The organism is Mesorhizobium sp. B2-6-2 (assembly GCF_006440615.1).
Taxonomy (GTDB): domain Bacteria; phylum Pseudomonadota; class Alphaproteobacteria; order Rhizobiales; family Rhizobiaceae; genus Mesorhizobium.
On record NZ_VFUG01000006.1, the window covers coordinates 176922 to 189252 of the forward strand.

The window sequence follows — 12331 nt, forward strand, 5'->3', positions numbered from 1 at the left end:
TGGCGGAAGATGGTGCGTCAAGTCATCGACCCGTATATGCAAGAGTATCCTTTCAATTCCTGGCAGCCGAGTGGCGCGCCAGATCGGCGTCCACCATTTCGCGGATCATATCCTCCAGGGAGATCGTCGCTTCCCATCCGAGCTTCGCCTTTGCCTTGGCCGGATTGCCGCGAAGGATTTCGACTTCCGCCGGCCTGAACAGGTCGGGATCGATGACAAGATGGTCATTCATCTCCAGCCCTACATGCTCGAACGCGATCCTGCACATATCGCGCACCGTCGTCGTCCTGCCGGTGGCGACCACATAGTCGTCGGGCTGATCCTGCTGCAGCATCAGCCACATGGCGCGGACATAGTCCCTGGAGTGGCCCCAGTCGCGCTTGGCGTCGATGTTGCCCAGGCGCAGTTCCTTGGCCATGCCCTTCTTGATGCGCGCGACGGCGTCCGTGACTTTGCGTGTCACGAATTCGATGCCGCGAAGCGGCGATTCGTGATTGAACAGGATGCCGCTCGAAGCGTGCAGGCCGAAGCTCTCGCGATAATTGATGGTGATCCAGTGACCGTAGACCTTCGCCACCGCATAGGGAGAGCGGGGATGGAAAGGCGTGGTCTCCGACTGCACCGGCTCCTGGATAAGGCCGTACATCTCCGACGACGACGCCTGGTAGAAACGCGCCTCGGGGATCTCGAGACGCAGCGCCTCCAGAACATTGGTGACGCCGATACCGGTGACATTTCCGGTCAGAATCGGCTGCTGCCATGAGGATTTGACGAAAGACTGTGCGGCAAGGTTGTAGACCTCGTCCGGTCTTACGTCGCGCATGGTTCGACTAAGACCCGACAGGTCCGTCAGGTTGCCGTCCACGATCCGCACGTCGTTTTCGATCCCCAGCCATTTCAGGCGCGTGGTGTTGACGTCGGCTGTGCTCGACCGCCGCGCCAGTCCGTGGACTCGGTAACCCTTCGCAAGCAGGAGCTGGGCCAGATAGGCGCCATCCTGCCCGGTAATGCCGGTTATCAACGCCGTTCTTGTCATCGATGCTCTCAGGGCTCGAGCGAAACGTGGGGCACGAGTCCCCGTTATTGTAGAGCGGGCCGCGCCCCAAGCCTGCGGCGATCGCTGGCTCCATCTTCGTTATATGGCTTCTGATTCATCTGCCAGTGTGGTGTCGCGCGCTCGTTCCAGCGCCATTGCCACAATTTCGCGCGCCCTGTCATGGCTGGCGGCCTCGGCATAGCACCGAAATTCGGGAGCGTTGCCGGAAGGCCGCAGATGGATGATCTCGCCGCTGGTCATCCGTGCCCTGAGACCGTCGGTCTCATCGACGTCCAAGACGCTGCCGAAGGGGGCAAGGAAGTGCTGCAAGGCGTCGCGGTCGGCGAGCTTTCGCATCAAGCCGCGCGATTTCTCGACAGGGAAGTTCTCGAGCCGTTCGCTGGCGCAGACCGGAAGCCTCCAGGTTTCGCGCAGGCCGGACAGCGATTTTCCGGACGATGCCATCGTGCCCAGCACCGCCAGGATCGGCAAAAATGAATCCCGTGTCGGCAGCGCCGACAAGACCTTGCCGTTCACCACGCAGTCCGACCCCAGAAGAACCCCGCCATTGGCTTCGAAGCCGACGATAATGCCGCCTGCCTGCCGCGCGGCGTCCATTCCCTCTATGACGAAAGGGGATCCCACCTTCGTTCTCCTGACGCCGAATCCGAAAGCCTCGGAGATGCCTGAATTGGAGGTGATCGGCGTCACCACAATGTGGGCGTTGAGGAACAGCGCCGTGGCCAGCCCGATCAGATCGCCGCGGAACAGCTCGCCACTGTCGTCGATGACAAGCGGGCGATCGGCATCGGCGTCAGCCGAGAGCACGGCGTCGAATTTGAATTCGCGCACCCAGTCTTTCACCCTCGCCATCGTTTCCTGGTCGACGGCCTCCGTATCGACGGGAACGAAGGTTTCCGTTTTCCCGACGGGGATCACCTCGGCGCCGTAGGACCGCAGGACCTCGACCAGCAACCCCGCCGCAACCGTGCTGTGCTGGTAGACGCCGAGCTTCATTCCGGAAAGGGCGCCAGGGGGCAGAATGCCGTCGACACGATCTCGAAAGGCCGCGAGCGCCTGTTCATGGCCGGCTTGCCGGTCCGCATGGGCCGCAGGCCAGGGATATCGATCCGACAGTTCCGCGACATGAGCGGTGATCGCGGCCTCGTCCGCCTTGTCGATCTCGCCCTTCGGCCCATAGAACTTGATGCCGTTGCGGTCGGCGGGAATATGCGACCCGGTCACCATAAGCGCCGCGGCGCCGTGCAGGCGGGCGTAAAAGGCGAGCGCGGGCGTGGGGATGGGACCGCAATCGACCGGCTGGAAGCCGGCCGCGGCCAATGCCGCCATGCAGTCTTCGGCAATCGTTGGACTGCTGTCGCGCAAATCGCGCCCGACGAAGACCTTGCCTTGCTGAAATCCGGTCGACCGCAAGCGCCGGGCGAAACCCTCGGTATAAAGTCCGCTTGGCCTTCCCACCAATTCGGAAGCCAAACCCCGAACGCCGCTTGAGCCGAATTTCATCAGTCTGCTTTGCTGTTGGAAGATTGCCGCCGCTCAATGGAATGAGCGCGGCTGCCCCCCGGCTGTCAACAGCAAAAACAGCCGCGTCGTTCCTAATGTCCCCAAACGGCCAGTTCGTTGCCGGCCGGATCGGTGAAATGGAATCGCCTGCCGCCGGGAAAGGCGAAAATCGGCTTGACGATGATGCCGCCGGCGCTCTCCACCGCATCCAGCGTTTCCTCGAGGCTCTCGGAATAAAGTACCGGAAGCGGCTTGGCCGGCGCCTCGCCGGCATCCGCCTGGAAGCCGCCGTCGAGCCCTTCGGCAAAGGCGGCGTAAGTCGGACCGTAGTCGGTGAACGACCATGAAAAGGCGGCGCTGTAGAAAGATTTGACGCTGTCCAGCGCGCCGCCCGTCGCGGGCAGTTCAAGATAGTCGAGTTTTCCGTTGAGTTTCATCACGCTACTCCACTGCGTTCCCGTTATGTTCTATATCGGTCGTTTCCCCCCAGCAAGTCTTTTTGACGCAGCTTTTGCTTAATCGATTGTAGCCGCAGTGGTTGCTTGCCGGTGCCTTGCCTTTCGCACTGCAGCATCCTATCGCTCGGAGCGGGGAAGGCGGGAAACGGCCATCATCCGGATGTTTCTATCTTCCACGAACTGGAGGGCAAGCATGACCAAGTGGGTTTACACCTTCGGCGACGGCGCCGCCGAGGGCCGTGCCGGCGACCGCAACCTTCTCGGCGGCAAGGGTGCCAATCTGGCCGAGATGTGCAGCCTCGGGCTGCCGGTGCCGCCCGGTTTCACCATCACCACGGAGGTCTGCAACGCCTATTACGCCAACGGCCGCACCTATCCCGGCGGGCTCGAGACGGATGTCGTCTCCGCTCTCGACCATATCGGCCGGATTACCGGCCGCCGGTTTGGCGACCCATCGAAGCTGCTTCTGGTCTCCGTGCGCTCCGGTGCTCGCGCCTCGATGCCCGGCATGATGGATACGGTGCTCAATCTCGGCCTCAACGACGAGACGGTCGAGGCCTTGGCCGCCGATTCCGGCGATGCGCGTTTCGCCTATGACAGCTACCGCCGCTTCATCCAGATGTATTCCGACGTGGTCATGGGCCTCGACCACGAAGTGTTCGAGGAAATCCTCGAGGACCAGAAAGCCAGTCTCGGCCATGAGCTCGACACCGGCCTGACGGCCCAGGAATGGCAAGGCGTGATTTCGCTCTACAAGGCCAAGGTCGAGGAAGAGCTCGGCAAGCCGTTCCCGCAAAATCCGCAGGAACAGCTCTGGGGCGCGATCGGCGCTGTGTTCTCGAGCTGGATGAACAACCGCGCCATCACCTACCGGCGCCTGCACGACATCCCGGAAAGCTGGGGCACGGCGGTCAACGTCCAGGCCATGGTGTTCGGCAATATGGGCGACACGTCGGCCACCGGCGTCGCCTTCACGCGCAATCCTTCGACCGGCGAAAGGCAGCTCTACGGCGAATTCCTGGTCAATGCCCAGGGCGAGGACGTGGTGGCCGGCATCCGCACGCCGCAGAACATCACCGAGGCGGCGCGCATTGCCGCCGGCTCCGACAAGCCGTCGCTGCAGAAGCTTATGCCGGACGCCTTCCAGGCTTTCGTCGACATCTCCGACCGGCTGGAAAAGCACTACCGCGACATGCAGGATCTCGAATTCACCATCGAGCGCGGCAAATTGTGGATGTTGCAGACCCGCTCCGGCAAGCGCACCGCCAAAGCTGCGCTAAAGATCGCCGTCGAGATGGCGAAGGATGGGCTGATCACCAGGGAGGAGGCGGTCGCCCGCATCGATCCGGCCTCGCTCGATCAACTGCTCCATCCGACCATCGACCCGAATGCCGCGCGCGATGTCATAGGCATGGGCCTGCCGGCGTCGCCCGGCGCCGCCACCGGTGAGATCGTTTTTTCCTCCAGCGATGCCGAGGACGCCAGGGCGCAAGGTCGCAAGGTAATCCTGGTGCGCATCGAAACCAGCCCGGAGGACATTCACGGCATGCATGCCGCCGAAGGCATCCTCACCACGCGCGGCGGCATGACCAGCCACGCGGCGGTGGTGGCGCGCGGCATGGGCAAGCCCTGCGTGTCCGGTGCCGGCTCGCTGCGTGTCGACTACAAGGCCGGCACGCTGCTCTCGATGGGCCAGACCTTCCGCAAAGGCGACATCATCACCATCGACGGCGGCAACGGCCAGGTGCTCAAAGGGGCGGTCGCCATGCTGCAGCCGGAGCTGTCGGGCGATTTCGCCGCCATCATGGAATGGGCCGACGCCACGCGCCGCATGAAGGTGCGCACCAACGCCGAAACGCCGCCCGACGCGCGCATGGCGCGCTCTTTCGGCGCCGAGGGCATCGGGCTTTGCCGCACCGAGCACATGTTCTTCGATGGCGACCGTATCGTCGCCATGCGCGAGATGATCCTGGCCGACACCGAGAAGGACAGGCGTGCGGCCCTGGACAAGCTCTTGCCCATGCAGCGCTCGGACTTCCTCGAGCTTTTCGAGATCATGGCCGGCCTGCCGGTGACGATCCGCCTGCTCGACCCGCCGCTGCACGAATTCCTGCCGAAGACCGAGGCCGAGCTCGCCGAGGTCGCCTCCGCCATGAACGTGTCGGCCGACAAGCTCAGGCAGCGCACGGATGCGCTGCACGAATTCAACCCGATGCTCGGCCATCGCGGCTGCCGGCTCGCCGTCTCCTATCCCGAGATCGCCGAGATGCAGGCGCGCGCCATCTTCGAGGCGGCGGTCGAGGCCGGCCACAAGGCCGGCGCGCTGGTCGTGCCGGAGATCATGGTGCCGCTGGTCGGCCTGGTGAAGGAATTGCAATACGTCAAGGCGCGCATCGATGCGGTCGCGCAAAGCGTCATGCAGGAGACCGGCACCAAGATCGATTATCTGACCGGCACGATGATCGAATTGCCGCGCGCGGCGATCCGCGCGCATGTCATTGCCGAAGCGGCCGAATTCTTCTCCTTCGGCACCAACGATCTGACGCAGACCACGTTCGGCATCTCGCGCGACGATGCGGCGTCCTTCCTCGAAACCTACCGGCAAAAGGGCATCATCGAACAGGATCCGTTCGTGTCGCTCGACATTGACGGCGTCGGCGAGCTGGTGCGGATCGCGGCCGAAAAGGGCAAGGCGACGCGGCCGGGCATCAAGCTCGGCATCTGCGGCGAGCATGGCGGCGACCCGGCCTCGATCCGTTTCTGCGAGGAGGTCGGCCTCGACTACGTGTCGTGCTCGCCCTACCGCGTGCCGATCGCCAGGCTGGCGGCCGCGCAGGCGGCCGTGGCGGCGGCGAAGGGCGCGGCAAAACGCGCCTGACGTCCCGACACCTTACGGTTTTGTATGCAATGTCACGCGAACGTGCGCGTGACGGCCCTGAATCTCGACATCGTTCCAAGCGACTTTCCGGCACCGAATTTATTTGTGTCGGAAACCCATGTTGCAGATTTCCCCATCCGTTTACCGATCGATCCTGATCCTGCAGACCAAGTTCATCGGCGACATCGTGCTTGCCTCGGCGTTGGCGAAGAACCTGCAGCTTCAATATCCGGGCGTCAGCATCGTATTTCTCTGCGAAGCCCATTTCGCCGGCTTCCTGACTGGCCATGGCATAGCTTCCGAGGTCGTCCCCTTCAGCCGCGCCAGGATGCGTGGCTCGCCGCTCGAGCGGGGGCGCGAGCTCTTCCGCATTGTGCGCACATTGCGGCGGCACCGTTTCGACATGACCGTCGACATCACCGACTCCAAGACCTCGCGGATCATTTCCGGGCTGGTCAACGCTCCGGTCAGGGTCGGCTATTTTCCGACGGAGCGGCCTTTGCGCTGGCACGAGCGTCAACCCGCCAACGTCAGGATGAAGCCCTTCGGATTCGGCAAGAAGCACTATCTCTACCGTTATTTGTCTCCGCTGGAGGCGCTGGGCATCGATCTGCGCGTCAGGGCGCCGGCCATCCGGCCGCTGCCCTTCGAGACGACGCGCGTCTTGGCGCTGCTCGCCAGGCACCGGATCCAGCCAAACGCCTTTGTTGCGGTCCATGCCGGAGCAAGCTTCGCGGGGCGGCGGTGGCAGCCGGAGCGCTTTGCCGAGACAATCGACAGGATCGCCCACGAAACCGGCCTGCGCGTGGTCCTGGTCGGCGGTCCGGACGAGGTTGAGGCGACCGACAGGATCATGGCCGCGGCGAAGACGCCTGTCGCCAACCTGGCGGGCACGCTGCGGCTGGAAACGCTGCTGGCGCTGCTCAGGGAGGCGCGGCTGTTTCTCGGCAACGAAAGCGGACCGATGCATATGGCAGCAGCGGCCGGAACGCCGGTCGTCGGACTGTTCGGCCTGACCAACCCGGTCCTTTGGGCGCCGGTCGGCGTGCCCAGCATTTCTTTGCGGCCATCGATGCCCTGCGACTGCGTCGGGGGCGACCTGTGCCGTCGGACCGACCCGAGCAAGGCATGCTGCGTGTGGCGCCTGGAGGTCGATCCGGTGGTGGACGCGGCGCTGGAACTTCTGGCGCGCACCGAGATAGTCCTGGAAGCCGCGGTCTGACATTCGCCGGAATTCCGGACCGCCCGTCGGCCGCGTCCCTCTCTTTGCGCAAGCCAGGAAAACGTGTGAAACGGTCAGGTCCTGCGACTTCGCCTTAGCCTTGCGTCCGGAATTGCGTCAAAGACGACGAAATAGCGCATTCTTCGCGGGTTCCGAGAAACGATGAAACGCTCTATCGGCGCGCGAGAGTCCGATGGTCCGCGACCGTGTCGTCTTGTATAAGATCACGTGAAAATGCGCGTGATGGTTCCACATGTCGACATCTCAACCCAGCTTCGCGAACTCCGATCCGTCCGGCGCCCGGACACCGATGTTGCGGGCTATTTCCGCGGTCCGCTCGATCTTGATCCTGCAGACGAAGCACATTGGCGATCTCGTTCTTGCCTCCGCGCTGGCGAAGAACCTGCAGCTCGAATATCCCGACGCCCGCGTCGTCTTCCTCTGCGACGCCCGCTTCGGCGGTCTCCTCACCGCCAACGGCATCGCCTCGGAGGTTGTGACCTTCCGCCGTTCCCATATGCGCGGCACGCCGCTGCTACGCCTGCAGGAACTCGTTCTCACGCTCTTTAAGTTGCGCCGCCACCATTTCGACATGGCCATCGACATCACCGACACCAAGACGTCGCGGTTCATCTTGGGGCTGGTCGGCGCACGGGTTCGCGTGGGATATCACCCGTCCGAGAGGCCCCTGCATTGGTTTGCGCGCCAACCTGCCAATGTGAAGGCCAAGCCGTTCGGCTATGGCGAGCAGCACTTTCTCTATCGTTATCTTTCGCCGCTGGAGGCGCTTGGCGTCGACTTGCGCGTGCGGGCTCCCGCCTTCCGGCCGCTGCCGTTCGAGACGACGAAAGCCTTGGCGCTGCTGGACAAGCTGCACCTTCGGCCGAACGCCTTTGTCGCGGTGCATGCCGGGGCAAGCTTCCCTGGGCGCCGCTGGCAGCCCGAGCGCTTTGCCGCTGCAATCGATCGGATAGCGGCCGAAACCGGTCTCGACGTCGCCCTGGTCGGCGGCCCGGACGAGAACGAGGTGGCCGAGAAGATTCTGGCGACTGCGAAGACGCCGATCGTCAACCTGGTCGGGGCGCTCCCGCTCGAAACGTTGCCGGCGCTGTTCAAGCAGGCGCGGCTGTTTCTCGGCAACGACAGCGGCCCCATGCACATGGCAGCCGCGGTCGGCACTCCCGTCGTCGGCCTGTTCGGCCTGCAGAGCCCGATCCACTGGGGGCCAGTCGGCGCGCCGAGCATCGCGGTATGCCCGTCCATGCCTTGTGACTGCGTCGGTGGCGACCTGTGCGAACGGCCCGACCCCAACAAGGCATGTTGCGTCTGGCGCCTGGAGGTCGACGCGGTCGTCGAGTCAGCGCTCCAGTTGCTGGCCCGAACCGAGATGTCTCTGGAAGCAGCGGTATAGGCGAAAGCAAATTTTCGCGATTGCTGTTTTTACGCTGTTTGCCGTCCCGATTTTCGCCTAGATGCCGGTCTTCTAGAGACAAGTTTTTGGCGCGGCGCGAAGATGATGCCGGGCGTGCCGGTTTGGAATGAATGATGGGTCTGCTTCGAAACTCCCTTTGCGCGATGGCGCTGTTCGCGGCGTCGGCGGGCAATGCCGCGACGCTGCTCGAGCCGACGCTGCACTTGAAACCGCGCGACGTTGAAGGCGGCGGCGGTCGCGTCGCCCTGACGCTCGATGCCTGCGGCGGAAAGACCGACACAAGGATACTTTCGGCGCTTGTCGACAACAGGATACCGGCGACGATCTTCGTTACCGGCATCTGGCTGAAGCGCAATGCCGAGGCCGTCGAGATCATGCGGGCGCATCCCGACCTGTTCGAGCTGGAAAATCACGGCGGCCGCCACATTCCGGCGGTCGATACGCCGCGGAAAATCTTCGGCATCCGCAGCGCCGGCAGTCCGGACGCCGTGCAGGCCGAGGTTGAATCCGGCGCCGCCGCCCTGGCCGGCGCGGGCGGCCCTGCGGCAAAATGGTTTCGCGGCGCCACCGCCGAATACAGTCCCTCGGCGATCGCCATGATCCGCGGGCTGGGCTTCAAGATCGCAGGCTTCTCGGTCAATGGCGACGGCGGCTCGCTGCTCGGTGCAAAGGAAACGGCGCGCCGCATCGGCGCCGCCAAGGACGGCGACGTCATCATCGCCCACATCAACCAGCCGACCCATGCCGCCGGCGAGGGCGTGGTTCAGGGGCTGCTGGCCTTGAAGCAGAAGGGCATGACCTTCGTGCGCCTCGACGATGCCGAGGGCGTCGGCAATGACGGCACCACGGATTGAGAGCGCGGTGCGAGGGTGGCGACGGCTGAATTTGGCGGCCACATGCTTCCGAGATCGACCTAACCGCCCCTCCCTTTGCGGCTCAGTCCGGCGTGGCTTCGACCGTCACCTTGTTCGTGTAGAACGCGCCGTGATTGCGGATCTCGACCATTTCGTCGAACGGATGCTCATAAGCCCACATCGCATTCTCGCCGGCTTCGCCGGCCGGCTGGGCGCTCCGGTAGCTGGCATCGCCCTTGTATGGGCAATGTGTCGAATGGTCGGTCGGGGCGAGCTTGCCGAAATCGATATCGTCGAACGGGATGTAGAAGGCGGCCGGGTAAGGGGGCTCCGAGAGAACCTTTGCCGCAGTCGATGTGGCGATGATCCTGTCGCCGGCGCGGACCGTGACGGTGCCGTGATAAGGTTCGACCGTGATCACCTTGTCGGGATTGCGTTGAAAACCGGGGGCTGGGTTGGCAAGCTTGTCCATGAAGGGTCTCCTGGAGCAATTCCAGGAAAAGTGCGTTTTTCCGTCAGGAATTGCATCAAAACGAAGAGAGAACGTTTCGTCGTTTCCGCGAAACGGTGAAATGTTCTCGAGGGAGACTTACATGTGTCGGCCAGGCGCGTCGCGCAAGCGCGCGTCCCGCTTGGCGTCATCACCATTCATTGAACGTCAGCTTTCAGGTCGTCAGGCGGCCGTCTTGAAGGCATCCATGAGGCCGGCATAGGCGGCAGCAATGCCCGCGACCGGATTGGTGCTTCTCGCCGCCGTCTCGACCTTCAGCGCGCCGCCGGTGGTCGGCAGCGTGAGCAGCAGGAACTGACGATTGTCGGCGTTGCCGATGCAGGCCGCGGCGACATGCTCTCCCTCGGCGCCGTTTTCAACGCGCATCTTGAACAGCAGCGTTCCGCCGACGGCCTCGAGCGCGCCGCCGACGACTTCGGCAAATTCATCTTCGGAAACGGTTTTGGTGTCCGGCGTCAGATCGTCCAGACTTTCGGCAAGCGTGCTTTCGAGGGCCTTATCGTCGAGCTGCGCGTCCATGCGAACCTCTCCATCCGCCAATCTCACCCAGCCCGTTAATGAACCTTAACGGCGACGATGGCCGGATTATGGCGGTTTTGCCTGGCCCTTCGATCCATCCACCGGCTTCGACTTATGACGGCTGGACAATCCGCCGGTTCGTTCCACAATGCGTGAAACAAATGACGCGAATGCGCAAAGGGGAGGAATTGATGCTCGGATTGATGCAGGAATGGCCGCTGCTTTGCCATAAGCTGCTTGATCATGCGGAACGCCAGCACGGCAGCCGGGAGGTCGTGTCGCGTTCGATCGAAGGCCCGATCGTGCGCACCACCTTTGCCGAGATCCATCATCGGTCGCTCAAGGTGGCGCAACGGCTGGAGCGCGACGGCTTCAGGCTGGGCGACCGCATCGCGACTCTCGCCTGGAACACGGCCCGTCATATCGAGGCCTGGTACGGCATCATGGGCATCGGCGCGATCTACCACACGCTCAACCCGAGGCTTTTTCCCGAGCAGATCGCCTGGATCATGAACAATGCCGAAGACAAGGCGATCTTCGTCGACCTGACCTTTGTGCCGCTCCTGGAAAAGATCGCCGGCGCGGTCCGATCGCTACGACGGGTGATCGTGTTGACCGACCAGGCGCATATGCCGCAAACGTCTCTGGCAAATGCCGTCGCGTACGAGGAATGGCTGGCCGAAGCCGACGGCGCCTTCACCTGGAAGACGTTCGACGAGAACACAGCCGCCGGCATGTGCTACACGTCGGGCACGACGGGCGACCCGAAAGGCGTCCTCTACAGCCACCGCTCCAATGTCCTTCACGCCATGATGGCGGCGATGCCCGACGCCATGGGCCTGTCGACCCGCGATGTCGTCCTGCCTGTCGTGCCGATGTTTCACGCCAACGCCTGGGGGCTCGGCCAGAGCGGGCCGATGATCGGCGCCAAGCTGGTGATGCCGGGCTGCAAGATGGACGGCGCTTCGGTCTATGAGCTGCTCGACACCGAGAAGGTGACGTTCAGCGCGGCCGTGCCCACCGTCTGGATGATGCTGCTGCAATATCTAGAGGAAACCGGCAAGACGCTGCCTCACCTGAAGAAGGTCGTCATCGGCGGGGCGTCCTGTCCGCGCGCCATAACCGCCAAGTTCCAGGACAATTACGACGTGCAGGTGGTGCATGCCTGGGGCATGACCGAGATGTCGCCACTGGGCACGCTGTGCACCTTGAAGCCGCAACATGAGGTGCTGACCGGCGAGGCGCGGCTCGATGTCCAGGGCAAGCAGGGTTTCCCGCCCTTCGGCGTCGAGATGAAAGTGACGGACGACGACAACAACGCGCTGCCCTGGGACGGCAAGACCTTCGGACATCTCAAGGTGCGCGGCCCCGCGGTTGCCCGCGCCTATTATGGCGGCGCCGGCGCCGAGCAGTTCGACGCGGATGGTTGGTTCGACACCGGCGATGTCGCCCATATCGACGCCAGCGGCTATATGCAGATCACCGATCGCGCAAAGGACGTCATCAAGTCCGGCGGCGAGTGGATATCGACCATCGATCTCGAGAACCTTGCCGTCGGCCATCCGGACGTGGCGGAGGCGGCGGCCATCGGCATCCCGCACTCCAAATGGGGCGAGCGGCCTTTGCTCGTCGTCGTGCGCAAGCCCGGCAAGGAGCCGACCAAGGGCGACATCCTCGCCTTCATGAGCGGCAAGGTGGCGAAGTGGTGGATGCCCGATGACGTCGCCTTCGTCGGCGAAATTCCCCACACCGCCACCGGCAAGATCCAGAAGACCAGTTTGCGCGACCAGTTCAAGGATTACCGCCTGCCGACGGATTGACGAAAAATGTTCGATCTTTCGGCTTCAAGCCGGCGCCAAAAACCGCTAACTCTCGGCCCGGGTTGGGGCGACACGGC

10 protein-coding genes are annotated in these 12331 nt (G+C 63.5%); 5 read left to right on the plus strand and 5 right to left on the minus strand.

The features are described 5' to 3' along the window. Positions 1-52: 52 nt before the first annotated feature. The 3 genes from gmd to FJ419_RS15315 form a co-directional block, all read right to left on the minus strand. Positions 53-1036 carry a GDP-mannose 4,6-dehydratase gene (gmd, locus tag FJ419_RS15305; protein WP_140694499.1) on the minus strand — a complete coding sequence of 328 codons (984 nt, stop codon included), beginning with the start codon at positions 1034-1036 and terminating at the stop codon, positions 53-55. A 99-nt stretch (positions 1037-1135) separates the two neighbouring features. Continuing rightward, the gene (locus FJ419_RS15310) at positions 1136-2560 is read right to left on the minus strand and encodes a phosphomannomutase (RefSeq protein ID WP_140694502.1); all 1425 of its coding nucleotides are present in this window, start codon (positions 2558-2560) and stop codon (positions 1136-1138) included. 92 nt (positions 2561-2652) lie between these two features. Beyond that, entirely contained in the window at positions 2653-2997 is a 345-nt protein-coding gene (locus tag FJ419_RS15315) for a VOC family protein (protein ID WP_140694505.1), read from the minus strand. 214 nt (positions 2998-3211) lie between these two features. On the opposite strand from FJ419_RS15315, the gene ppdK reads away from it, so the two are divergent. The 4 genes from ppdK to FJ419_RS15335 all read left to right on the plus strand — a co-directional run bounded on the left by ppdK (position 3212) and on the right by FJ419_RS15335 (position 9404). Then, complete coding sequence (ppdK, locus tag FJ419_RS15320; RefSeq protein WP_140694509.1) at positions 3212-5896, plus strand: pyruvate, phosphate dikinase; 2685 nt, start codon at positions 3212-3214, stop codon at positions 5894-5896. A 118-nt stretch (positions 5897-6014) separates the two neighbouring features. Next, positions 6015-7118, plus strand: coding sequence for a glycosyltransferase family 9 protein (locus FJ419_RS15325; RefSeq protein WP_140694512.1), 1104 nt, complete (start codon positions 6015-6017; stop codon positions 7116-7118). A gap of 310 nt (positions 7119-7428) precedes the next feature. Further along, positions 7429-8529, plus strand: coding sequence for a glycosyltransferase family 9 protein (locus FJ419_RS15330; protein ID WP_140694829.1), 1101 nt, complete (start codon positions 7429-7431; stop codon positions 8527-8529). 134 nt (positions 8530-8663) lie between these two features. Continuing rightward, the gene (locus FJ419_RS15335) at positions 8664-9404 is read left to right on the plus strand and encodes a polysaccharide deacetylase family protein (RefSeq protein WP_140694515.1); all 741 of its coding nucleotides are present in this window, start codon (positions 8664-8666) and stop codon (positions 9402-9404) included. Positions 9405-9486: 82 nt separating this feature from the next. Here the strand turns inward: FJ419_RS15335 and FJ419_RS15340 are convergent, their stop codons facing one another. Both FJ419_RS15340 and FJ419_RS15345 read right to left on the minus strand, forming a co-directional pair. After that, complete coding sequence (locus FJ419_RS15340; RefSeq protein WP_140694518.1) at positions 9487-9876, minus strand: DUF427 domain-containing protein; 390 nt, start codon at positions 9874-9876, stop codon at positions 9487-9489. Between the two features lie 201 nt (positions 9877-10077). Continuing rightward, positions 10078-10434, minus strand: coding sequence for a hypothetical protein (locus tag FJ419_RS15345; RefSeq protein ID WP_140694522.1), 357 nt, complete (start codon positions 10432-10434; stop codon positions 10078-10080). A gap of 191 nt (positions 10435-10625) precedes the next feature. Between FJ419_RS15345 and FJ419_RS15350 the strand changes: the two genes are divergently transcribed. Beyond that, entirely contained in the window at positions 10626-12254 is a 1629-nt protein-coding gene (locus tag FJ419_RS15350) for a fatty-acid--CoA ligase (RefSeq protein ID WP_140694525.1), read from the plus strand. Positions 12255-12331: the final 77 nt, after the last annotated feature.

Coding starts and splice junctions, on each gene's coding strand:
- FJ419_RS15350 (WP_140694525.1), top strand. CDS start 10,626: ATGCTCGGATTGATGCAGGAATGGCCGCTGCTTTGCCATAAGCTGCTT.
- FJ419_RS15330 (WP_140694829.1), top strand. CDS start 7,429: ATGTTGCGGGCTATTTCCGCGGTCCGCTCGATCTTGATCCTGCAGACG.
- FJ419_RS15325 (WP_140694512.1), top strand. CDS start 6,015: ATGTTGCAGATTTCCCCATCCGTTTACCGATCGATCCTGATCCTGCAG.
- FJ419_RS15335 (WP_140694515.1), top strand. CDS start 8,664: ATGGGTCTGCTTCGAAACTCCCTTTGCGCGATGGCGCTGTTCGCGGCG.
- FJ419_RS15340 (WP_140694518.1), bottom strand. CDS start 9,876: ATGGACAAGCTTGCCAACCCAGCCCCCGGTTTTCAACGCAATCCCGAC.
- FJ419_RS15345 (WP_140694522.1), bottom strand. CDS start 10,434: ATGGACGCGCAGCTCGACGATAAGGCCCTCGAAAGCACGCTTGCCGAA.
- ppdK (WP_140694509.1), top strand. CDS start 3,212: ATGACCAAGTGGGTTTACACCTTCGGCGACGGCGCCGCCGAGGGCCGT.
- FJ419_RS15310 (WP_140694502.1), bottom strand. CDS start 2,560: ATGAAATTCGGCTCAAGCGGCGTTCGGGGTTTGGCTTCCGAATTGGTG.
- gmd (WP_140694499.1), bottom strand. CDS start 1,036: ATGACAAGAACGGCGTTGATAACCGGCATTACCGGGCAGGATGGCGCC.
- FJ419_RS15315 (WP_140694505.1), bottom strand. CDS start 2,997: ATGAAACTCAACGGAAAACTCGACTATCTTGAACTGCCCGCGACGGGC.